Genomic DNA, 24,328 nt, shown 5'->3' with positions numbered 1-24,328 from the left:
AACCCTGCTCTGCTCATCCGAAACTATGACACCGCCGTGACCGGCTCCGCCAGCACGCACCGCGCCGCGCGGCCGGGCCCGACCTCTACATTCGCCGGCAATCGCTCCAGGCAGCGCGGCTCGGCGAACTTGCAGCGAGGGGCGAAGGAGCAGTTGTGCGGCATCTCGGCCAGCGAGGGCGGCGTACCCGGGATGGTCTCCAGCCGCGCGCCGCGCTTGGCGCCGTGGATGGTGGAGGCGAGCAGGCCCTTGGCGTAGGGGTGCACCGGGCTGCGGACGATGTCGCGCAAGCTCCCCTGCTCCACGATCTGGCCGGCATACATCACCGCGACACGGTCGCAGATCTCGATGGCAACACCGATATCGTGGGTGACGAAGATCACGGACATGCCGAACTCGCGCTGCAGCTCGCGCAGCAAGAGCAGGATCTGGATCTGCACCGTGGCATCGAGCGCCGTGGTCGGCTCGTCCGCCAGCAGGATCTTCGGCCGGCAGGCCAGCGCCAGCGCGATCATCGCACGCTGGCGCATGCCGCCCGACATCTCGTGCGGATAGGCATCGAGCCGCCGCTTGGCCGAGGGAATGCGTACGACCTCGAGCATTTCGAGCGCACGCGCCCTGCCCTCGGCGTAGCTCTTGCCCTCATGGCGGACGACGCTTTCGGCGATCTGCGCGCCGATCGTGTAGACCGGATCGAGCGCGAGCGCGGGCTCCTGAAAGATCATCGAGACGGTCTGGCCGCGGAACGACGACAAGTCTTCGTCGTTCATGGCCAGCACATCACGGCCCATCACATTGACCTTGCCGGAAATCTGCGTGCGCTTCTTCGGCAATAGCCGCATCAGCGCACGCAGGGTGACACTCTTGCCCGAACCGGACTCGCCGAGCAGGCCCAGCACCTCGCTGTTCCCCAGCGACAGGCTGAGGTCGTTCACGGCATAGACCGTGCGTTCGCCCGTGAAACGGATGTTGAGGCCCGAGATCTCGACGAGATTTGTCATGACGGCAGTTTCGGCAATCGATCGTGATAGTCGGTGACGCGCTGAAAGGCGGCGCCGATGGTGAGCAGGGTCGCTTCGTCGAAGGAGCGGCCGATCAGCTGCATGCCGACCGGCAGGCCGCTTCGGGTGAAGCCCGAGGGCACCGTGAGCGACGGCAGGCCCAGGAAATTCACCGGGCGGGTGAACAGCGTCAGCCGCTGCAGCAGCGCCGGGGCGTTCGGGCCGCCGCCGACATCGCTCTCCTCGATCGTCGGCGCCGGCACCGGGGATGCCGGCGCGATCACCGCATGCACGCCCGCTGTCGCGGCATTATGCGCCGCAAGCGCGGGGCCGCGCCAACGCATGGCCTCGAGATAGGTGATGGCGGGAACGGCGAGACCGTTCTGCAGCCGCATCAACACCTGCGGACCATAATCCTGCGGGCGCTCGATCATCCAGCGCTTGTGGAAGGCGGCGGCTTCGGCGGCGAGCACGAGTTGGCTCGCCGAGGACAATTGCCGCTGATCAGGCAGCTCGACCTTGACGATGTCGGCGCCCTCGCGCTTGAGCACCGCGATGGTCTCGTCGAGCACGCGCGCAACCTCGCTGTCGAGATCGTCGACATAGAACGATGCGGGCACGCCGATCTTGAGGCCCTTCAGCGAGCCCTTCGTCGCCCCGACATAGTCCGACAGCGGTTCGTGACTGCAGGTGGAGTCGGCGGGATCGGCGCCGGCCATCAACGCCAGCAGCAGCGCGCAATCCTCGGCAGTGCGGGCCAGCGGTCCGACGGTGTCCAGCGATTGCGACAGCGGCATCGCGCTGGCGCGGCTGACGCGGCCGACGGTGGTCTTGAGGCCGGTGACGCCGCAGAAATGAGCGGGCATGCGGATCGAGCCGCCGGTGTCCGAGCCGAGCGCCGCATAGGTCAGCCGCGCGGCGACCGCGGAGCCGGAGCCCGAGGACGAGCCGCCGGTGATGTGCGCGACGTTCCAGGGATTGCGCACCGGGCCATAGTGATGATTGTGCCCGGTCGGGCCGTAGGCGAATTCGGCGAGATGCAGCGTGCCGAGCCGGACCTGGCCGGCATCCTTCAGCCGCTGCAAGGCGGTGGAGGTCACGGTCGGCACGAAATCGCGGCGGATCAGCGAGCCGCAGGTCGCGACATGACCGGCGTCGTAATACATGTCCTTGTGCGCAAGCGGCACGCCATGCAGGGGGCCGCGGACATTGCCTTTGGCAAGCTCGGCATCTGCGGCTTCAGCCGCCTTCAATGCGGACTCCGCCTCGACCGCCATGAAGGCGTTGAGATGCGGCTGCCACTGCGCGATGCGATGGAGCAGCGCGCGCGTCACCTCATGCGAGGAGACTTGCTTGATCGCGATCGCATGCGCGACCTCGGTGAGCGTCATGAGTGCAGGCTCGAGGCTCATTTCGACACCTTCTGCGTCTGCGCGATCGGATAGAGCGCCGGCTCGAGGTCGAACGGCAGCGTGCCGGCAATGGCGGCAAAGCCTTCGAAGGCAGGCCCGATGGAATTGGAGATGCGGGTCGCGATCTCATCATCCACGGGAACGCCCGCGACTTGCGCGATCGGCTTGATCTCTTTCGGCGTCGGTCTCGTCATGCATTTGTCTCCCTGGGCGCGCGGCTATGGCCAGAACCCGGAATGGCCATGTAGCACGCGGCCTCGTGGCCCATATTATCGAGCGCAGTGAGCTTTGGTGTCGCATTTGCGCAGAGCGGCTCCGCAAACGGGCAACGGGTGTGGAAGCGGCAGCCGGGCGGCGGATCGATCGGATTGGGCGGATCGCCCGTGATCGGCGGCTTTTCGGTGCGCTTGTCCGGGTCTGAGGACGGCATCGCGGCAAGGAGCGCGCGGGTGTAGGGATGCGCCGGATTGTCCCAGACCTGGTCGACCGGGCCGAGCTCGACGACCTCGCCGAGATACATCACCAGCACGCGATCCGAGATGTAGCGGACGACATTGAGGTCGTGGCTGATGAAGAGATAAGTGAGGCCGAACTCGCGCTTGAGATCGGCCAGCAGATTGAGCACCTGCGCCTCGACGGATTTGTCGAGCGCGGAGACGGCTTCGTCCAGGATCACCAGCCGCGGCGACAGCGCCAGTGCGCGCGCGATGTTGACGCGCTGACGCTGGCCGCCGGAGATCTCGTGCGGGTAGCGACTCGCGAAATTTTCCGGGCGCAGGCCGACCTTGCCGAGCAGCTCCCGCGCCAATGCGCGGGCCGCACCGTCAGCCATGCCGTGGACCTTGGGACCGAAGGCGATGGATTCCTCGATGGTCAGGCGCGGATTGAGCGAGGCGTAGGAGTCTTGGAACACCATCTGCATGCCGCGGCGCAGCTCGCGCAGGGACAGCGACTGGCCGACCGTCATGCCGTCATAGATGATGTCGCCGGTATCGCGCGGCATCAGATGCATCAGGAGCCGCGCGGTGGTCGACTTGCCGCAGCCGGACTCGCCGACGATGCCGACGGTCTCGCCCTTGGCGACGACAAAGGAGACATTGTCGACCGCGCGCACGGTGCGCTTGGCGGCGAACAATCCGCCCCGCACCGGGAAGTGTTTCGTCAGGCCGTTGACTTGCAGCAGCGGCTGCGCGACGCCGCCGACGTCCTCGACCTGCTCCAGCATTTCAACGGATGTGTTGCTCTCGCTCATGGCCGTGCTGCCTCGACGCCGTCATGGCCGGGCTTGTCCCGGCCATCCACGCCTAGCCGCGCGGGACGAAGAACGTGGATACCCGGGACAAGCCCGGGCATGACGACCTCCTGTGACGCGCCAGTGTGCCTTTGCATCATCATTCTCAGTTCCTGATGTCCATGGCGCTGCGCAGGCCGTCCGAGAGCAGGTTGAAGCAGATCGAGACCGCAAAGATCATCGCACCCGGCAATGCCGCGACCCAGGGATTGACGTAGATCGCGGTGCGCAAGGTGTTGAGCATCAGGCCCCATTCCGGCTCCGGCGGCTTGGTGCCGAGACCGAGGAAGGAGAGACCGGCCGCCAGGATCATCGAGACTGAAATGAGACTGGTGGCGTAGACGAAGATCGACCCCAGCACGTTGCCGAGGATGTGCACCCGCATGATGGTGAACGGCCCCGCGCCCGAGGCGCGCGCGGCCTCGACGAAATCCATGTTGCGCACGCCGGTGGTGACGCTTTCGGCGACGCGGGTGATCTGCGGCACGAACACGACCGTGAGCGACACGATCGAATTGAGGATGCCGGCGCCGAGCGCGCCGGAGATCGCGATCGCCAGCAGCACGGAGGGGAAGGCGTAGAACACGTCGATCGTGCGCATGATCGCCGTGTTGAGCCTGCCGCCGACATAGCCGGCGACAAGGCCGAGCGAGGTGCCTATGCAGAAGGCGAGGATCACGGGCAGGATACCGATGACGAGCGATAGCCGGCCGCCATAGACGAGACGCGCGAGCATGTCGCGGCCGAGTTCGTCAGTGCCGAGCGGGTAGCCGGTGGTGCCGATGTGGCGCAGGCGACGGATCATCGAGCCCTTGTAGGGGTCCTCCAGACCGAGCCATGGCGCGAGGATCGCGGAGAGGAAGATCAGCAGCAGCACCAGCGCGCAGACCATGCTGACCTTGTCGCGCCTGATACGTCGGCCCACGGTCGCCCAATAGCCGCGCGCCTTGGTCGCGGGCGCGGCCTGAAGCGCGGCATCAGTGGTGGCGGACAACGGAAGCTCGCTCATCGGCTAGCCCCGCTTGATGCGCGGGTCGATCGCGGCTTGCGCGATGTCGACCAGCAAGTTCAGGAAGACGAAGAACAGCGCCAGGATCAGGATCGTGCCCTGCAGCAGCGGCAGGTCGCGTTGGAAGATCGCGGAGTTGAGCAGGAAGCCCGAGCCCGGCCAGGAGAACACGGTCTCGATCAGGATCGAGCCGCCGAGCATATAGCCGAGCTGAAGCCCCATCACCGCCAGCGCGGTGGGCGCGGCGTTCTTGATGACATGGCGAAACACGCCGGTTTCGTGCAGGCCCTTGGCGCGCAATGCCTCGACGAAATCCTGGCTGAGGATATCGCCGGTCAGCGCGCGCACGGTTCGGGTGACGATGCCCATGGGGATCACCGAGGTCGTGATCGCCGGCAGCACGAGATATTTCAGGTGCGCCCAGTCCCAGGCCCAGGAGTTGGAGCCGTTCGGGCCGGCGCCGACCGCGGGCAGCCAGTTCAGCTGCACCGAGAAGATGATGACGAGCACCATGCCGAGCCAGTAATGCGGCACCGAGACGCCGGCGATGGCGAAGGAGGTCGCGACCTTGTCGATCCAGGTCTCGCGGAAATAGCCGGCGATCAGGCCGAGCAGGATGCCCATGGTGAAGCCGATGATGGCGGCGGCGATCGCCAGCGTCACGGTGTTGCTGACCGCGCGCATGACCTCGGCGAGCACAGGGCGTCCGGTGGCAATGGAATTGCCGAGATCACCATGGAGCGCGCGCATCAGCCAGAGCCCGAACTGCACCGGCAGCGGGCGGTCGAAGCCGTAGGCGGTGCGCAGCTGCGCGGCCAGCTCCTGCGAGGCGTCGGCGGGGAGCACCGCGACGAGCGGATCGCCCGGCGTGATGTGCACGAGCAGAAAGCACACCAGCGCGACGCTGATGACGATCGGGACGACGTAGACGATGCGTCTGGCGATATAGGCGAGCACGTTGCTTCTTTTTCTTCCCTTCTCCCCTTGTGGGAGAAGGTGGCGCGAAGCGCCGGATGAGGGGTATCTCTCCGCGGAGATGGTCGTGACGAACGCGAGAGGGTCACTCCCGGAGAGAGAGACCCCTCACCCGGCTTCGCTGTCGCGAAGCCACCCTCTCCCACAGGGGGAGAGGGTGCATCAAGCAGCCGATAGGCTACTGCGCGATCGACACCGGCGAGAAGTCGATGAACCAGCTCTTCGGCTGCACCACGCCCGTTACCTTCGGGCTCATCGCGCGAGGGCCGACGTCGTGGGCGACGTAGAGGAAGGCGGCATCGTCGACGGAGGCCGCGTGCAGCTCGGCGAGCGCGGCGTCACGCGCCTCGGGATCGAAGGTCTGGCGCGCCTTCTTCACCAGCTCGTCGAACTTGGGATTGTTGATGAAGCCCCAATTGTTCGAGACCGGCGGTGCCATGCCCGACTGCAGGAAGCGCACCAGCGCGAAGAACGGGTCCATCGCCGCATAGGTCACATTGGTGGCGTGCGAACCGTTGGCGCTGGGATCCTTGGCGCCGCGGCGCCAGTTCGTGAACAGCGTATTCCATTCGATGACGTCGAGCTGCACATCGAAGTAGCATTCGGCGAGCGCCTGCTGCAGATACTCGTTCATGGGCAGAGGCTGCATCTGGCCCGAGCCGGAGGCGGAGGTCTGCGTCTTCACCGTCAGCTTCTTGTTCGGGCCGAAGCCGGCCTCCTGCATCAGCTTCTGGGCAGCCGCCTTGTCGTACTTGATCTCGAAGGTCGGCTTGCCGCGCCAGGGATGGCCGGGCTCGAAAGTGCCGGTCGCGGACACCATCTGGCCGGCCAGCAGGCCGTCCTTGAGGCCCTCACGATCGATGCAGAGGTTCGCGGCCTTGCGCACGCGGATGTCGTTCCAGGGCGAGCCCTCGACGCGCGAGAACTGCCACGGCCAGACATGCGGCTGCTCGTTGGCGTAGAGCTTGAAGCCACGCTGCTTGAGCTCGGGCAGCGCGTCGGGCGCCGGCGCCTCGACCCAATCAACCTGCCCCGAGAGCAGCGCCGCGGTGCGCGCATTCGCTTCCGGCATCGGCAGCAGCACCATCTTGTCGATCTTGGGCACGCGCGCCTTGTCCCAATAACTCGCGTTCTTCACGAGCTCGAGCCGCTCACGCGGCGTGAAGCTCGCCATCTTCCACGGGCCGGTGCCTGCGGCGTCCTTGGCAAACGCGGTCCAGGCGGCCTGCGACTTGGCCTTGGCGTCGGCACCTTCCGCCTTGTCGTAGAAGTGCTGCCACTTCGCCGGGCTCGCCATGAAGAGGTTGGTGAGGTTGATCGGCAGGAAGCTGTCGGGCTCCTTGGTGGTGAGCTCGACCGTCATGTCGTCGATCTTCTTCGCGGACGCCAGCGTCGGCATGCGCGAGGCCGTGACGCCGACCTGGCTGGCGTCGAACTGCGGCGCATCCTGCTTCAGGACCTTCTCGACGTTCCACACCACGGCATCCGCGTTGAATGGCGAGCCGTCGTGGAAGGTGACGCCGGGGCGCAGCTTGAAGACCCATTTGGTCTTGTCGGCATCGTCGACCTTCCACTCGGTCGCAAGGCCGGGAATCACCACGCTCGCCTTTTCGGCCGACGACAGGTCCCAGCCGGTCAGCGCGTCGTACATCGTGAGACCGGTGAAGCGATTGCCTTCAAACCCCTGGTCGGGCTGGCCCAGCGTGCGCGGAATATCGGCAGCGGTCATGCCGATACGCAGCACCGTTTCGGCGCTGACCGCACGCGGCCAGGCCGCCGCCGTCGTTAGAGCGAGCACCGCGATCAGTGCCGCGCGCGTGTTCTTCTTCGTAAGCATCGCCTCAATCCTTTTCCGGCTTCGATGACTATTTTTGATGCAATCGTATGCAATGGCTATGCCAAAGAGAAACTTATTCTGCAATTTCGCCATGCGACGACAAGTCCTTATGGGTCGCAGGCGGGCGCACGCGCCACGCTGCCTATTCTGGCATCAAGATTGCAGGTTTGGTCCTGAAATCTCGCTTGAGTTTTCTTGGGAGCTCTGGACCATGCGTATTCGTCAATCGATTTGTCTCGCCGTGCTTGCGCTGGCGCTATCCGCAATCTCGGCGCGCGCCGAAACCGTCGTGCGCTACGGAATCTCGATGGCGGATATTCCGCTCACCACAGGCCAACCCGATCGCGGCGCTGGCGCCTATCAGTTCACGGCCTACACGATCTACGATCCGTTGGTGGCCTGGGAGATGGACGTCGCCGATCGTCCCGGCAAGCTGGTGCCGGGGCTCGCGACCGAATGGAAAGTCGATGACAACGACAAGACCAAATGGCGCTTCAGCTTGCGCAAGGGCGTGAAGTTTCACGACGGCAGCGCGTTCAATGCCGACGCGGTGATCTGGAATCTGGACAAGGTGCTCAACGATAAGGCGCCGCAATTCGACAAGCGGCAGAGCGCGCAGGTGAAGACCCGCCTGCCCTCCGTCGCCAGCTACGCCAAAATCGACGATATGACCGTGGAGATCACCACCAAGACCGTCGATTCCTTCTTTCCCTATCAGATGCTGTGGTTCCTGGTGTCGAGCCCCGCGCAATACGACAAGCTCGGCAAGGATTGGGACAAGTTCGCCAGCCAGCCCTCCGGCACCGGCCCGTTCAAGCTGACCAAGCTGGTACCGCGCGAGCTCGCCGAGCTCAGCAAGAATCCGGACTACTGGAACACCAAGCGCATTCCGAAGGCCGACAAGATCGTGCTGGTGCCGATGCCGGAAGCGCTGACGCGCACCAATGCGCTACTGGCGGGCCAGGTCGATTTGATCGAGACGCCGGCGCCCGACGCGGTGCCGCAGCTCAAGGCCGCCGGCATGAAGCTCGTCGACAACGTCACGCCGCATGTCTGGAATTATCATCTGAGCGTGCTGCCGGGCTCGCCCTGGACCGACGTCCGTCTGCGCAAGGCGCTGAACCTTGCGATCGATCGCGAAGCCGTGGTCGGCCTGATGAACGGCCTTGCCAAGCCTGCGAAAGGCCAGGTCGATCCGTCCAGCCCGTGGTTCGGCAAGCCGACGTTTGAGCTGAAATACGATCTGGCGGCTGCGAAGAAGCTTGTCGAGGAAGCCGGCTACTCCAAGGCCAAGCCCCTGAAAACCACTTTCATCATCGCACAAGGCGGCACCGGCCAGATGCTGTCGCTGCCGATGAACGAATTCCTGCAGCAGAGCTTCAAGGAGATCGGCATCGAGATCGACTTCAAAGTGGTCGAGCTTGAGACGCTTTACACGCATTGGCGCAAGGGCGCGGCCGACGAGATGAATGCCGGCATCACTGCCAACAACATCGCCTACGTCACTTCCGATCCGCTCTACGCCATCGTCCGCTTCTTCCATTCCGGCCAGATCGCGCCTGTCGGCGTCAACTGGGGCGGCTACAAGAATCCGAAAGTCGACGCGCTGATCGACGAGGCCAAGCAGACGTTCGACAGCGCCAAGCAGGATGAATTGCTGGCGCAGGCGCATGCGTTGATCGTGGACGATGCCGCGCTGGTCTGGGTCGTCCACGACACCAACCCGCACGCGCTGTCGCCCAAGATCAAGCAGTTCGTGCAGGCGCAGCACTGGTTTCAGGATCTGACGACGATCGGGATGGAGTGAGGGCGGCGCGGACAGGTGCCGTAGGGTGGGCAAAGCGAAGCGTGCCCACCAACTCGGCATTGCGGAACGAGATCGTGGGCACGGCGCTCTGCGCCTTTGCCCACCCTACGGGAGTCGCGAATGTGGCTGCACTCGCGCGTCAAACACTTCTGTCGTCCCCGGGGCGCGCGAAGCGCGAGCCCGGGACCCATACACCGCAGCAGCAGTTTGGCGACGACAGGCAATGACCACCTCGCGCAACGATGACCCCTGCGGCGTATGGGTCCCCGCCTTCGCGGGGACGACACCTTTGGTGTAGCGCTAGCGAAGCCTCTCGCTCCCCCTACTTCGTCAGCAGCGCATATGCGCCGGTCCAGCCTTCCGGCGGCGGGTTGAGCTCGAAATCCCTGATGCGCGCCTCGTACAGCTTGAACAGCTTCTCCAGCGTGTCCGCGTCCTCGCTCTTGCGGCCGCGCTCGATCGCGTCCAGCGCGCCCTGCCAGTCGCGGCCGCGATAGCAGCCGAGCATCTCGATGGTGATGTTGCGCAGGCGCTGGAAGGCCGCCGAATGCATCACGTCCTCGCGGCCGGCGATGGCGTAGATCACCTCCGGCTCGCTCTTGCCCTTGACCATGATGAAGTCGAGCTCGAGGATCGCGAACCTGTCCTTGGCGGCGAGCGCGGTCCTCGATCCCACGATGATCGGGAAGCCATATTCCTTGGTCTGGCCCTCGAGGCGGGAGGCAAGGTTCACGCTGTCACCCAGCACCGAATAGTTCTTCTTCAGGTCGGAGCCCATGTTGCCGACCACGCCGATGCCGGTGTTGAGGCCGATACCGACATTGAGCGGGATGTAGACGTGGCCGCCCTCGGCGGATTCCTCCTCGCGCTCCTTGTTGACCGTGTCGATCTGCTCCAGCATCTGGATCGCCGCCTCGCAGGCGTTGATCTCGTGCTCGGCATCGTCGAGCGGCGCGTTCCAGAACGCCATGATGGCGTCGCCCATGTACTTGTCGATGTAGCCCTTCCGCTCGATGATCACGTCGGTGAGCGGCGTCAGGAAACGGTTCATCAGCTCGATCAGTCCTTGCGGATCGTGCTTGTAGCTCTCCGAGATCGTGGTGAAGCCGCGCACGTCGGAGAACATGATCGTCATCTCGCGCTCCTCGCCGCCGAGCACCAGCTTTTCCGGCGACTGCACGAGCTGCTCGACCAGCACCGGCGACATGTATTGCGCGAACTGCCCGCGGATCTGCACGCGCTGGCGCTGCTCGCGCACGAAGCTGGCGAAGATCAGCGTCAGATAAACGGCCGTGGTCGAAAGCAGAGGATAAGTCAAGTCGATGAGGTAACGGTACTGCGCATAGAAGAACCAGGACACGCCGATCAGAATGGCGGCGAAGGTCGCACCGGCCAGCACGAGGCGCACGGGACCGAGATTGGGCGTGAAGATGATCACCAACAAGCCGATGACCAGCGCGGCGAGCAATTCGACGCCGAGCGCGTAGTTCGGCCGGGAGATCACCGCGCCGCTCAGCACGCTCTCGAGCACCTGGGCGTGAATCTCGACACCGGGCATGGCCCGCGACACCGGCGTGGTCTTGATGTCGTTCAGCCCGACCGCGGAGGTACCGACCAGCACCAGCTTGCCGGCGATCTTGTTCGGCGGCACGGTGTTGTCGAGCACATCAGCTGCCGAGACATAGATCGACGGATCATGCCGGGCATAGTGCACCCAGAGCTGGCCGTTCTCGTCGGTCGGAATCTCGACACCCTTGAGACGTACGGCCCTGACGCCGGTCTTGTCGGTCCGAACGAGCAGCGTCGGCGTGCCCGTGACGACGCGCAGGATCTCGAGGCTGAGCGAGGGCATGATGTTGCCCTGGGCGCGCATGATCATCGGCACGCGCCGGATCAGGCCGTCGCGCTCCGTCCGGATCGTGAACAGGCCGCGGCCGGCCGCGACCTTCTCGATCGCGGGCACGTTGCGCAGCAAGCCGGGAAATTCGAACAGGAAGCGTTCGGCGCCTTCCTCGCCGACGGTCGCCACGCCGGTGAAGGGTAGCGACTTGTCGACTTCGGACGAGATCGCGCTTTGCCCGGTCTCGCCCAGCACCACGCGCGAGCGCTTGACGGCGTCGGCGAGGATCTGGTCGTTGCTCGGCAGCTCACGCAGCTTGGCGCGGGTGGCGTCGTCCAGATAACGCATCTGGTCCGCGACCTGATCCGGGTTGAGGCGGTCGGCCTCGGAGAAGACCACGTCGAAGCCGATCGCCACGGCGCCGCTGTTGGTGAGATTCTGGATCAGATCGGCGATCCGCGTGCGCGCCCACGGCCACTGGCCGAGCTTGGCGAGGCTCCTGTCGTCGATATCGACGATGACGACCGGCCGCACCGCCTTGTGGCGGGGGTCGATCAGCTGAAACATGTCGAAGGTGCGCAGCCTCAATTCCTGGATCGGCGGCGGATCCCACAGGCGCGCGCCGGCGAACACGACCAGCAGCGCAAGGCACATCAGCCGCGCGAAGCCGAGCTTCCGCGCAAACCATCGCCGCAGGATCTTCAGACGTTTCATTTCGATCGGACTTCCTGCCTCGGACCGTGCCGGGCGCGCCGATCATGAAGCGCCGGCGCGGGATTGGCTATGCCCTGGGTACCGGGGCTCATGGAATTTTTGCCGCGATCGATGCCGCAGCCGCATTGATCAGGTGATGTGGCTGCTGCCGAAGATGAAGTCGCTGGCCTGAAGATTTCCGGCGACGTTCTTCAGCAGGAGCGATTCGTGCTCGGTGATCGGCGCGCCCTCGAGCTGACGCACCTGCTGCTGCCACGTGACCAGGATGTCGCCGGATTGCGGAGTGATGGTGAGGTTGGCGACGGAGGTGACATCCGAGAACGATCGCAAATCGATCTTGTCCTCACCGATATGGAAATCGTTGATGGTGTGCGAGAAATCGGTGATCGGCTGGAACGAATCGTCGTAGTGGATCGCGCCCGGCGAGAACACGAACTGATCCTTGCCGGCGCCGCCGGTCAGCGTGTCGTTGGTATCGGTGCCGAAAATGACGTCCTTGCCGCCGGTGCCCTCCAGCTGGACTTCCTGACCGGAGTCGCCCTCCTCGTTGAAGATGAAGTTGACGGTATCGGACAGGCCGGTGGTCTTGTCAGTCACCGTCAGCGTGATCTGTTCGGTGGAGGGCGCCTGGGCTTCAGGATCGGAGCTGGCACCCGTCGGATTGTAGGTGACGCCCGTCTCGAAGCCCAGATTGATCTCATCGAGCGAGCCGGACGTCGGAGAGAAGTCGACCTGGCTGAGGCCCGGATGCGCGGTCGACACCGCGACGTTGAAATTGTGGGACGCAGCTCCAGCTTCAGTGACCACGAGGTCGGTGATGAGATCGGAGTTGTTCTCGTTGAAGTGTTGGACCTGAAAACTCTCGGTGTTGATGACCGGGCCGTCGGCGTCGTCCGCGCCGTTCACGTCCACCGTGAGCGTGGCCGTGCCGGTCGCACCATGCGCGTCCGTGGTCTGAACCGTAAATGTATCCGTGTAGGAGCCTTCCGGCAGCGCGTTGATCGCCGCCGCATCGGCAACGTAGCTGTAGCTGCCGTCGGAGTTGACCGTCAGCGAGCCGTAGTGCCCCGCAACCGTCGTTGCCGCGTGATGATCCGCATTGAGCACGGCATAGGTCAGCGTCGCCGTCTCGCCGGTATCGGCATCGTGGCCCGCCAGCGTGCCGGTCAGGTCGGAGAAGGTGTCTACGGCAGCCGTATCCGAGAGCGGGCCGATGTGGAGATCGGCCAGCGTCGGCGCGTCGTTGCTGCCGGCAACGTTGACAGTGACGACAGCACCCGTGCCGGTGCCCGCGGCATCCGACGGGACGATGGTGTATTGCAGCGACAGCGTCTGGCCGGCGGCGAGGAAATCGAAGGCCTGGCCGCCTGAATTGAACTGCCACGTGAACTGCGTATGCGTGGCGGTACCGTCGAGGATGTCGCCGGACGGAACGGTGAGATAGTTCAGCAGGGCTTCATGCGAGATGCCGCCGACGTCGCCGGCTTGCGCGACGCCGTCGAGAACGACCTGCAGCCCGTCAACCGACACCGTGACGTGATCGGTCGCGTCGACGTCGGAGATCGCCAGCGTGCCGTGCGAAAGCTGGCCGGCATTGGTTTCCACGAGATCGGCAAGGGCGCCGCCCGGGCCGGACGTGCTGCTGGCCCAGTCGGCATCGCCCTCGATTGCAAGGCCCTTGGCGGGATTGGCCGTGTTCGAGGCGGTGGTCCCGCTGCCGTCGGCGAGCTGGTAGTACGCGGCCAGATTGGCCTCGCTGCCGGTGAGCGCGGTGAAATCGATCGACTGGATCTGCGCCTGCGTCAGCGCGCTGGTCCAGACGCTGACATCGGCGATCGAGCCGAAGAAGCCTTCCGCGCCGAAGCCCGCCGCGTCCGGCTCGCTCGCAGCACCGATCATCATGTAGGAGTGCGACGGATTCGACGGGCTGCCGTCGATCGCGTTGAACGACCAGGCCTGCGAGTATTCCAGATTGCCGTCGAGATAGAGCGTGAAGCTGCCGTTGTCGCGGGTCAGCGCGATGTTGTGCCATTGCGAGGCCGCGAGCGCCACGCCGGTATCGGCGATCTCAACGCCGCCTGCGAGGATCTGCAGCTCCATCGTGCCGTCGGCATTGACCGTCCCGAGCAGGCCGAAGCCGGTGGTCGAGGTGTTGCCGTTGTAGAACAGGACCTGACCATGGCCGGGATCGGAGCTTCCGTTCCAGTTCACCCAGCCGTCCAGCGTCACGTCGCTGGACGCGACCGTCGGCACGTCGCCGACCGCGATGGTATGGCCGTCGAAGTTCATGTAGTCCGACGTCACATAGGACACCGCCGGCGCGTCATTGGTGCCGGTGATGGTGACGGTGACGTCCTGGCTGATCTTGCCGCCGTGCTGGTCGTCGAACGTGACGGTGTAGACCTGCGTGATGGTCTGGCCTTCCGCCAGCGACTGCAGCACGGGATCGTTGTTGTCGAGCGTGAAGTGCCAGCCGAGCGAAGCGCCGTTGTCGCCATCGGCATTGGATTCGGACACCGACGTGTCGATCGAGAACGTGCCGATATGCGAGCTGGTCCCGAAGCCCGGCAGGTCCGAGCTGGTGGATGAGGATTTGAACGTCCACGCCGCCGTGTGGGTGTCGGTCAGGTCCACATCCTGGATCGTCAGCGTGCCGTCGGCCGTGAGCGAGGCGCTGTCGTCCTCAGTCACCGCGCCCGCCGCCGCAGCGGCATCGCTGGTGATCGTCGGCGCATCGTTGGTGCCGGTGATGGTGACGGTGACGTCCTGGGTGATCTTACCGCCATGCTGGTCGTCAAACGTGACGGTATAGATCTGAGTAATGGTCTGTCCGTCCGCCAGCGACTGCAGCACGGGGTTGCTGTTGTCGAGCGTGAAGTGCCAGCCCAGCGAAGCACCGTTGTCGGTATCGGTATTGGATTCGGTCACCGACGTGTCGATCGAGAACGTGCCGATATGCGAGCTGGCGCCGAAGCCCGGCAGGTCCGAAGATGAGGATTTGAACGACCACGCCGCCGTGTGGGTATCGGTCAGGTCGAGATCCTGGATCGTGAGCGTGCCGTCGGCCGTGAGCGAGGCGCTGTCGTCCTCGGTCACCGCACCCGTCGCCGCAGCGGCATCGCTGGTGATCGTCGGTGCGTCATTGACGCCCGCGATCGTCACGGTGACGTCCTCGCTGACGGTGCCGCCATGATGATCGTCGAACGTGACGGTATAGACCTGGGTGATGGTCTGCCCGTCCGCCAGCGACTGCAGCATCGCGTTGCTGTTGTCGAGCGTGAAGTGCCAGCCCAGCGAAGCGCCGTTGTTGGTGTCCGTATTGGTTTCGAGCACCGACGGATCGATCGTGAACGTGCCGAGATGCGTGCCGGCGCTGAAGCCCGGCAAGGCCGAGCTGATGGACGACGACTTGAACACCGCTTCCGCCGCGTGGGTGTCGATCAGGTCGAGATCCTGGATCGCCAGCGTCCCGTCGATCGACAGCGTCAGGCCTGCGTCCTCGACGACATGGCCTGTCGCCGCCGCGGTATCGCTGGTGACCGTCGGCGCGTCGTTGACGCCGGTGATCGTGACGGTGACGTCCTGCGTGACGGTCGCATTGTGATTGTCGGTGAAGGTAACGGTGTAGACCTGGGTGATGGTCTGCCCGTCCGCCAGCGACTGCAGCGTCGCATTGCTGTTGTCGAGCGTGAAGTGCCAGCCCAGCGTCGCGCCGTTGTTGACGTCCGTATTGGATTCGAACACCGACGGATCGATCGTGAAAGTGCCGAGATGTGTACTGCCCTCGACGAAGCCCGGCAGGTGCGCGCTGGAGGACGACGATTTGAACACCGCGCCCGCGGTGTGAGTGTCGATCAGATCGAGGTCCTGGATCGCCAGCGTGCCGTCGATCGAGAGCGTCAGGCCCGAATCCTCGGTCACCTTGCCCGTTGCCGCCGCGGCGTTGCTGGTCACGGTCGGCGCGTCGTTCTTGCCGGTGATGACGACCGTGACGTCCTGGGTGACCGTGCCGCCGTGATGGTCGTCGACCGTGACGGTGTAGACCTGCGTGATGGTCTGGCCTTCGGCCAGCGACTGCAGCACCGGATTGCTGTCGTCGAGCGTGAAGGTCCAGCCCACCGAGCCGCGGGAACTGACACCCGGACTTTCAACAACCTGGTCGAGGGCGAACGTGCCGATATTCGACGTGCCGTCGTTGAAGCCGGGCAGGTGCGCACTCGACACCGTCGACTTCAGCACGTAGCTCGCGGCGTGGGTATCCGTAAGATCAGGGTCGTTGAAGGTGATGGTGCCGCTCGCGGCGAGCGTCGCCGCATTATCCTCGGTCACCGCACCGGCTGGATTGGTATCCTCCGCGACGATCGTCGGCACGTCATTGGTGCCCTCGACGTTGACGTCCGCGCCGTTGATGGACACGGTGATCGGCGTGCTGACGACACCGCCATGCCCGTCGTCGACCTGCACCACATAGTTGAGGGTCAGCGTCTCGCCTTCGGCGAGGAAATCGAACAGATGGTCGGGAACGCTGTAGGTCCAGGTGGCCGAGCCGTTGTTGGCGTTCCCCGCGCCCTGCACCACCGTCAGCGGCACCTCGACGGCGGCGATCGCCGCGAGCTGCTGCGGGGTCAGCGTCGACGTGATGTCGTGGCCCTGCGCATCGAGATATTTGAACGGATGGCTGGACGAGAGGGCCGCACTCACGATCGGCCGGTCCGTCAGATCGACGTCGGTGAAGGTGACCGTGCCCGTAATGGTGTCGAACGCCTCGTTGCCGGTGCCGACTTTCTCGATGACCGTTCCGCCCGCCGTCGCGACCGTGGGCACGTCGTTCGTGCCCGTGATCGTGATGGTGATCGGGATGAGCCTGGACTCGGGATTCACCGTGAAATTGGTGTCGACGCGAACCATATAGGTCAGCGTCACGGTCTCGCCGGCCGCGAGGAAGTCGAAGACCTTGTCCGGGATCGTGTAGGTCCAGGCCGCCGAACCGTTGTTGTCGTTGCCGGCGCCCGGGACGACGCTGATCTGGATCTGCGTCGCCGCGATATCCAGCTTCTGCAGCGCGGAGAGCGAGCCGGTGACGTCGTGCTGGCCGGCGTCCTTGTAGACGTAGTTGGGCGCGTCGGCGAGGCTGATGCTCACGGTCGGCCGGTCGCCAAGGTTCTGATCGACGAACCTGATCAGGCCGGAAATCGTGTCGGCATGCGTGTCGCCGGTCGTGTCGGCGCGCTCGGTCAATGCGAAGGCCGACTTCACGTTGCCACTCGCGTCGAAGCTCTGCACGATCGGCTGGCCGGGGATACGCGGGGCGGACTGCGTCGAATTGCCGGGGCCTTCCGATCCCTGCGAATTGAGATTGACGAAGGTCGCGATCACCACGGGGCCGGCGCCCGACTTGAACACCAGATCCTGGCTCGTCGGCGTGAGCGTGTCGGTGTAGTTCGTGGTCAGCTTGGTGTTGGTGTTGTTGTCGGTGAACTTCAGCGTGAACACGTCCGTGATCAGCTTCTGCACGTCCGGCGACATCAGCGCATTGGAGATCGAGACGTTGCCGCCGCTGATCTGGATCATCTGGCCGGCCTGGTTGACCGTCGCGATCGGCAGCAGCGTGACCTTGTCGAACAGGATGTAGGAGCCCGTCGTGCCGTTCGGCTCGACCAGCACCTGGAAGCTCGCCTGCGGCTGCGGATCGCCGCCACCGGCAGGAACCACGAAATTGATCTGGGTGAGCACGGCCGTGCCGCGGATGCCCATGGTGGCGACCGGCGTGTCGATCTTCATGTCGCCGTGCTTGGCGGTCTCGCCGGCGACGAAGGTGATGGTGCCGGCGACCAGGCTCAGCAGCGAAGAATTGCTGGAGCCGTTCGGGTCGTAGACCATCTCGTTCAGCACCATCCGCGCATTGGAGGACAGGCCGAACACGGTGCCGTCGATGAAGGTGATGCCGAGCGTCGAATCGGCGCCGGTCGAGACGACGTCGCCCTTCTCGACATTGTCGCCGTTGTTCAGGATGACCGAGACGCCGTTGCGGACCGCGGTCGCGCTGCCGGACAGTTTGGTGACGTGGCCGATGACCTGGGCGGCTGCGGCAGTGCCGGGCGCAGCCTGCGCATATTGCACATGGCCGGTGAGCGCGTTGACGACGTCGCCGGTGAGGTGGGCGCCATCGGGGGAGGCGAGCGCCGCCCGCTTGTCGCCCCGGAAATAATCGTGAACGACGAACTCGTGCCCGTCGTGCGACAGCACGAGATCGAGACCGGTGCGCTTGAAGTCGCCGTTAAAGATCAGGTTGGGGTCAGGAACGACGAACGCGCCGTCCGGCACGTGGCCGTGAGCTTTGGCGGTAAAGGAATCGACATGGGCGTCGGCGGGCGAGCGGGAACCCAGGCCGTCCAAGGAAATCGCGCCGTCAAATTGGCCAGCGTAATTCAACCGGGCACCGTAAAAAGGGTTAAAATCTAAGTAAGTATCGACCGCCTAAGCTTGCATAGCATTACCAAGTCCTTAGCGAAACCATCTATTGCTTGTGTGATTTCGCATCACTTGGCGGCAGGAGTCGATGCGGAGCAGCGCCCTTCGAGAGAAGCTGAAGTAATTTAACAAATGTTCGGAAGTCGAGTTTCGCTTGTCATCGCGCATTTCCAGTCATCCAAAGTAACCTGCCGTATAGTCACGGAACGGATACTTGCAGCATCTTCCGCAGGCGGGGCCCCGAAACATCCTGCGGTAAAAACGGAGCTGAATCTGTGACCTAACTAACAGAACCCGTGAAATAGCGGGCTCGTTAGCCATAGCAGCCAGATTCGGCGCCCTCACAACTTGTGCCTGCAATTGGTTCCATTTCGCGGCAACAGGACACCTCCTAGCTCAGGAATCGTAAAATTTTACGCAATTTTAGCAGGCGCGTTTCAGCCTGTTCCCCGGTTTTCGGGCCCCCGGCCGGCGTCTTAAGCAGAACAAAACGGCCGATCTCGCACTATCTCCGCGAAAGCAACAAAGCCCGGCACGTCGAGGTCGAGGGGGACCCGACGAAGCCTGGGAAGGGGATGTCAGATGGAGACCGCTGCTCGCTCGCGCGCCTGGCGCGCAATCCTTGTCCTGTGCGGATTGATCCTGTGTGGGTCGGCCGCCGAGCTCCGCGCCGGCACGCTGCTGTCGCCGGGCGCAGGCCTGCTCGTGCGCAAATCCGCCGAGCCGTTCGGCGTGTTCGCCTTCGCCATCTCGTCCGGCAGCCTGCAGCAGAAATGGTCCGCCCTGCAGAACAGGTTCGACGACGACATGGTACAGCTTGCGCTGTGCGACGGCGACCGGGACAATTGCGCTTCGCCCGCGGCCCTGAAACTTCTGGCCATCGTCGACCAGGCCCGCGCCCGCGACGGCCGCGCCCGGCTCGGCGAGACCAACCGCGCCATCAACCTTTCCATCCGCGCCACCGACGACGGCATTGACGACGTCTGGAGCTCGCCGCTTGCGACCTTCGCGCGCGGCGCCGGCGATTGCGAAGACTACGCCATCGCCAAGCTGGCCGCGCTGCGGCTTGCGGGCGTTGCCGCCGGAGACCTCCGCCTCGTCGTGGTGCGCGACGTCAGGGCCGGCGAAGAGCATGCGGTCGTCGCAGCAAAGCTCGATGGCCACTGGCTGGTGCTCGACAACCGCCGCATGGCGATGGTCGAGGACGACGCGGCGCGGAGCTACCAGCCGCTGTTCGCGCTCTACCAGTCGGCCGTGATGAAATATGTCGATGAACCCGTGCGGGTCTCGGCAATGGCCGCCGAGGCGCATTGAGTAGCCCGGATGGAGCGCAGCGAAATCCGGGACTCTGCCCCTTAGCACCGGCCCCGGATTGCGCTTCGCTCCATCCGGGCTACGGCCTCTCATACCGCGCACGCCCACAACCCCATTCCACCGCGCGAGCGGGGACGCTAGCATGGCGCCTTCCATGCGGGGGCGTCGGGAATGCGGGACATCGTGCTGAGGGTGATTGCGCTGCTAGCGTTTGCCGCACCCGCGTCGGCGCAATCCGAAAGCCCCATTGCCGACCGGCTGCCGTTGTTCGCCAAGAACAACTGCCAGCAGATCCGCGATCCCGGCAACCAATTGTTCTGCGGTGATCCCGCGCTTGCCGCCGCCGCCGCCAGTCTGAGCACCGCGGTCGAAGCCCGCCTCGCCCGCCTGCCCGATCGCCTGCCCGCGATCGAGGAGAACGCGATCTGGGTCCGCCAGCGCAATCTCGGCTGCGGCATCGTCGGGCAGAGCGCGATACGCGCCGACGATTTCGACCGGGTGAAGGCGTGCCTGCTCAAGGTGACCGAGGAGCGCGCCGCCATCGTGCGCGATCCCGATTTCGACTGCCTCGCAGCCAACACCGCAGCCGGCGCCGTGATCTGTGCGGACCCGTCGCTGGCGTCGGCCGAAACCGAGCTCAATGCCCAGGTGCTCGGCCTGATCGGCAAGCTGGACCCGACCGCCGCGCGCTTTGCCTTCGCCGAATATGGCAGGTGGACCCGCGAGCGCGACCGCAAATGCAATCTCGTCGGCAAAGAGAACGTGCCGCTCCAGGAGCTGGAATCCGCGGAGGATTGCCTCGCCGGGCATTTGAAGCGCAGGGCCGACGAGATCCGCGCGGCGAAGGGAGACCCCAAGAAGGTATTCGGCCGGCAGGTCGCGGCGCGCATCCCCGACACCGACGCGGTCGACTTCTGCGCGGCGCGAATCCATGCCGCCAATTCCTGCGGCAATTTCCTGCGCATCAACCGCGTCTATGCGCTCGACAGCCAGGTGACCGATCAGGAGGCGCAGGTCACCGGCGAGATCGAGATGGCCGTGCTGGCGCCTTTCACTGTGTGCAGCAAAGTCGCCTCCAGCTGCACCGGCACCTGCTGGGACGCCAGGACAGGCCTGCCGCAGCCGGGCGCCGCCAACAAGGAGCGCTCGGCGGAAGCCTTCAACGTGACGCGCCGCCTGCGCATTCAGCGGACCTTTGCGTTCGTCAAAGCCGCCGACGGCTGGCGCTGCCGCGAGGACGAGCTCGCGCCGGTGAATTCAGGGACCGCGAGCGGGGGATCGTAGAACCTTTCTTCCTTCTCCCCTTGTGGGAGAAGGTGGCACAGGCGGCCTTTGGCCGCCGTTCCCCAAGAACGCCGAAGCGAAGCTTCGGCTACGGCGCCGGATGAGGGGTTCTCACCATTCGCGAGACTATTCGTGAGGATAGATACCCCTCACCCGGCTCGCCGCTTTGCGGCGAGCCACCCTCTCCCACAAGGGGAGAGGGTGCATCGAGCATTTGGCGTAGACGCATCAGAACATCAGATTGTCCTTCACCAGCACCCAGCGGCCGCCCTTGACCTGCTGCACCTGGGTGATGGTGTTGGCGAGGTGGTCGGTCTTGGAGAACTTGGTCGGCGGCGAGTTGAAGATGTCGAGGAACTTCTCGCCCGACTCCAGCGAGTCCAGCATCTTCTGGCCCGTGAGGTCCTTGCCCGCCTTCTGCGCATAGAAGGCGAAGGTCATCATCGCGTTGTAGCCGATGATCGCCTGGGTGTTGGCGTCGGTGCCGAACATCTTCTTGTAGTTCACCAGCCAGTCCTTGACCTTGCCTTTCGCCGTGTCCTCATAGGGGATCTCGAAGCCGCTTGCGGCGTAGAGGCCTTCGACGGCGTCCTTGCCGAGCATCGGCACCTCCATCACGTTGGTCGGCGTGGCGCCGAGAAAGGTGACGTCCCAGCCGAGCTTCTTGGCCTCGGTCATGGCGCCGATCGGTTCACGCAGCACCGCGCCGAGCACGACGAGGTCGCAGCCGTCCGACTTCATCTTGGCGACCTGCGCGCTGAAATCGGAGGCACCGCGCTTGTAGCTCGTGACCGAAGCCGGCTGCACCTTCATGGCGGTGAGCTGCTGGTTGAATCCGTCGAGCACGTTTTTGCCGTACTCGTCGTCCTGATGCATGATGCAGGGCTTCTTGAAGTTCTTCCACTCCATCATGTATTTCAGCGCTGCCCGCGTGCTTTCGACATAGGGCAGCAGATTATTGAACTTGAGCCGCTCCTGCGGCTTGGCCGGATCGAACTTGAAGGTGAACTCGGCCGCCGTCAGCGGGAAGAGCTGGAGCACACCGGCGTCGAGCAGGATGTCCTGCGCTGCAAGCACGGTGGGCGATCCCATCGCGCCGACCATCGCGAAGATCTTGTCGCGCTCGATCAGTTTCTGCGAGGCCAACACGGCCTTCTTCGGATCGTAGCCGCTGTCCTCGACGACCAGGCGGATCTTGCGGCCGCTGACGCCGCCGGCCGCGTTGATCTCCTCGACCGCCATCTTCATGCCGTTGGAAACCGGAACGCCCCAGCCCTTGATGGGACCTGAGAGATCCTGGTGCGTCCCGACGACGATCTCGCTCGCCGAGATGCCCTCGTTGGTGACCTTGGTTTGCGCCGCGGCCGGCAGACAGGTGAGCACCATTGCGCTTACAGCAAGGCCGATCGCGCTGAACGATTTCGACATTGACGTCTCCTCTCCTAAAGGCCCGTGTTACGCGGAGGGCGGGGGCCGTCGCTCCTTCGCTTTCTCAAATTGCCTTGCTCAAATGGCCTCGCGCGTCACGCCACGGCGCGCTGGCGATACATCTCCTCGATCTCGGCGGCGTAGCGCTTGTTCACGAAGCCGCGCTTCAGCTTCATGGTCGGCGTCAGCTCCTCGTCCTCCGGCGTGAGCTGGCGCTCGATCAGGTAGAACTTCTTGACGGTTTCGACGCGGGCGAAATTGCCGTTCACCTGTTCGATCTCGCGGCCGATCAGATCCTGGATCTCCGCGGCCCGGCAGAGGCTGGCATAGTTGGTGAAGGGGATGTCGTGGTCCTGGGCGAACTTCTCGACATTCTCCTGGTCGATCATCACGAGGCAGGTGAGATACGGCCGCTTGTCGCCGATCACGACGGCGTCCGAGATGTAGGGCGAGAATTTGAGCTGGTTCTCGATCTCGGACGGCGTGACGTTCTTGCCGCCGGAGGTGATGATGATGTCCTTCATCCGGTCGGTGATCCGGACGAAACCCTCGTTGTCGATGGTGCCGACGTCGCCCGTATGCAGCCAGCCACGCGAGTCGATCGCCTCGGCGGTCTTCTCAGGCTGGTTCAGATAGCCCATGAACAGGAAGTCGCCCTTGACCAGGATCTCGCCCTCGGGCGACAGCGCAACCTCGCCCCAAGACACGGCGGTACCGACCGAACCGAGCTTGACGCGCTCCGCCGGCATCATGGTGGCGACGCCGCAATTCTCGGTCTGGCCGTAGACCTCGTGCATGTCGATGCCGAGCGCGAGATACCAGCGGATCAGCTCCGGTGCGATCGGCGCCGCGCCGGTGAAGGCGATGCGGCAGCGGTCGAGCCCCATCATGCGACGGATGTTGCGGAATGCGACCCGGTAGGCGATGCGGCTTGCGAGCCGCAGCGGCAGCGGCGGCGCCTTGCCCTCGAGCCTGTAGTCGACCACGCGGTAGCCGATGCCGATGGCGCGGCGATAGACCCATTGCTGCAGCGGCGTCGCATCCTTCAGCGCGATGGTGATGGCGGAGTAGAATTTCTCCCAGATGCGCGGCACCGCGAGGAAGATGGTCGGCTGCACTTCGCGCAAATTGTCCGGCACGGTCTCGGGGCTCTCGGCGAAATTCATCACCGAGCCGAGCGCCACCGAGATGTAGTAGCCGCCGATACGCTCGGCGACATGGCAGAGCGGCAGGAAGATCAGCCGGTCCTCGTCTTCCTGCGCTGGGATGAAGTCGTTGGCGTGCCGCATCTGGTGCGTGACGCTGCGGTTGGCATGCATCGCGCCCTTGGGCGGGCCGGTGGTGCCGGACGTATAGACGAGGATGGCGAGATCGTCCGCGCCGCGGCTGTCGATCATCTCCTGCCACAGCGCCTCGCGGCCGACCATGTGATTGCGCCCGAGCGCGCGAAACTCGTCGAGCGACATCACCATGTCGTCGGAGAAGCCGCTGAGGCCTTCCATGTCGAACACGATGATCTTCTGCAAGGTCGCGCAGCGGGCGCGGCAGCCGAGGATCTTGTCGAGCTGCTCCTCGTCCTCGGCGAAGATCACTTTGGTCCGGGAATCGTTGACGAGATATTCGACCTGAGACGAGGCGTCGGTCGGGTAGATGCCCGAGGAGACGCCGCCGGCGCAGAGGACACCCATGTCGGCGTGGACCCATTCGGGCACGGCGTTGGCGATGATGGAGGCGACGTCGCCGGGCTTGAAGCCGGAGGCGTGAAGCGCGTAGGCAATCTCCCTGGAGATGTCCAGCCATTCGCGCCAGCTGGTCGGCTGCCAGATCCCGAACTTCTTCTCGCGGATCGCCGGCCGGTCGCCACGCGTCTCGGCAGCGCGCAGAAAGCTCTTCGCGATCGTGTCAGCGACCGTCAGCACCGCCGTTCGGGCCATGCGCCTCTCCT

14 protein-coding genes are annotated in these 24,328 nt (G+C 64.6%); 3 read left to right on the top strand and 11 right to left on the bottom strand.

The genetic code is table 11. The features are described 5' to 3' along the window. Nucleotides 1-23: 23 nt before the first annotated feature. The 7 genes from QRQ56_RS20870 to QRQ56_RS20840 form a co-directional block, all read right to left on the bottom strand. Complete coding sequence (locus QRQ56_RS20870) at nt 24-1,001, bottom strand: ABC transporter ATP-binding protein (RefSeq protein WP_438742746.1); 978 nt, start codon at nt 999-1,001, stop codon at nt 24-26. Then, complete coding sequence (locus tag QRQ56_RS20865) at nt 998-2,413, bottom strand: amidase (RefSeq protein WP_438742744.1); 1,416 nt, start codon at nt 2,411-2,413, stop codon at nt 998-1,000. The genes QRQ56_RS20870 and QRQ56_RS20865 overlap by 4 nt, the downstream gene beginning before the upstream one ends. Further along, nucleotides 2,410-2,607, bottom strand: coding sequence for a hypothetical protein (locus QRQ56_RS20860; protein ID WP_071916846.1), 198 nt, complete (start codon nt 2,605-2,607; stop codon nt 2,410-2,412). The genes QRQ56_RS20865 and QRQ56_RS20860 overlap by 4 nt, the downstream gene beginning before the upstream one ends. Continuing rightward, nucleotides 2,604-3,665 (bottom strand): ABC transporter ATP-binding protein, encoded by a 1,062-nt coding sequence (locus QRQ56_RS20855; RefSeq protein WP_438742742.1) that lies wholly within the window; start codon nt 3,663-3,665, stop codon nt 2,604-2,606. Before QRQ56_RS20855 ends, QRQ56_RS20860 begins: the two co-directional genes overlap by 4 nt. 145 nt (nt 3,666-3,810) lie before the next feature. Then, entirely contained in the window at nt 3,811-4,713 is a 903-nt protein-coding gene (locus QRQ56_RS20850) for an ABC transporter permease (RefSeq protein ID WP_438742740.1), read from the bottom strand. 3 nt (nt 4,714-4,716) lie between these two features. Beyond that, nucleotides 4,717-5,670, bottom strand: a complete 954-nt coding sequence (locus QRQ56_RS20845; protein ID WP_438742738.1) for an ABC transporter permease — start codon at nt 5,668-5,670, stop codon at nt 4,717-4,719. A 196-nt stretch (nt 5,671-5,866) separates the two neighbouring features. Next, nucleotides 5,867-7,525 carry an ABC transporter substrate-binding protein gene (locus QRQ56_RS20840; protein ID WP_438742736.1) on the bottom strand — a complete coding sequence of 553 codons (1,659 nt, stop codon included), beginning with the start codon at nt 7,523-7,525 and terminating at the stop codon, nt 5,867-5,869. A 211-nt stretch (nt 7,526-7,736) separates the two neighbouring features. Here QRQ56_RS20840 and QRQ56_RS20835 point away from each other — a divergent pair, with 211 nt between their 5' ends. After that, on the top strand, nt 7,737-9,332 hold the full coding sequence (locus tag QRQ56_RS20835) for an ABC transporter substrate-binding protein (RefSeq protein WP_438742734.1): 1,596 nt from the start codon (nt 7,737-7,739) through the stop codon (nt 9,330-9,332). A gap of 322 nt (nt 9,333-9,654) precedes the next feature. On the opposite strand, the gene QRQ56_RS20830 is transcribed toward QRQ56_RS20835, so the two are convergent. Then, complete coding sequence (locus QRQ56_RS20830; RefSeq protein WP_438742732.1) at nt 9,655-11,886, bottom strand: CHASE2 domain-containing protein; 2,232 nt, start codon at nt 11,884-11,886, stop codon at nt 9,655-9,657. Between the two features lie 129 nt (nt 11,887-12,015). Continuing rightward, nucleotides 12,016-18,318, bottom strand: a complete 6,303-nt coding sequence (locus QRQ56_RS20825) for a VCBS domain-containing protein (RefSeq protein ID WP_438742730.1) — start codon at nt 18,316-18,318, stop codon at nt 12,016-12,018. A 621-nt stretch (nt 18,319-18,939) separates the two neighbouring features. On the opposite strand from QRQ56_RS20825, the gene QRQ56_RS20820 reads away from it, so the two are divergent. After that, nucleotides 18,940-19,671, top strand: coding sequence for a transglutaminase-like cysteine peptidase (locus QRQ56_RS20820; protein WP_438742728.1), 732 nt, complete (start codon nt 18,940-18,942; stop codon nt 19,669-19,671). Nucleotides 19,672-19,842: 171 nt separating this feature from the next. After that, a complete protein-coding gene (locus QRQ56_RS20815; protein ID WP_438742727.1) occupies nt 19,843-20,955 on the top strand; it encodes a lysozyme inhibitor LprI family protein in 1,113 nt (370 codons plus the stop codon). A gap of 228 nt (nt 20,956-21,183) precedes the next feature. Here the strand turns inward: QRQ56_RS20815 and QRQ56_RS20810 are convergent, their stop codons facing one another. Together QRQ56_RS20810 and QRQ56_RS20805 are read right to left on the bottom strand one after the other, a co-directional pair. Beyond that, entirely contained in the window at nt 21,184-22,383 is a 1,200-nt protein-coding gene (locus tag QRQ56_RS20810; protein WP_438742726.1) for an ABC transporter substrate-binding protein, read from the bottom strand. Nucleotides 22,384-22,478: 95 nt separating this feature from the next. Further along, nucleotides 22,479-24,317, bottom strand: coding sequence for an AMP-dependent synthetase/ligase (locus QRQ56_RS20805; RefSeq protein ID WP_438742724.1), 1,839 nt, complete (start codon nt 24,315-24,317; stop codon nt 22,479-22,481). Between the last annotated feature and the right edge of the window lie 11 nt (nt 24,318-24,328).

It is taken from the genome of Bradyrhizobium sp. U531, from assembly GCF_051710265.1.
In the GTDB taxonomy this organism is placed as follows: Bacteria; Pseudomonadota; Alphaproteobacteria; order Rhizobiales; family Xanthobacteraceae; genus Bradyrhizobium.
This window is presented reverse-complemented; position numbering and strand designations above follow the sequence as displayed.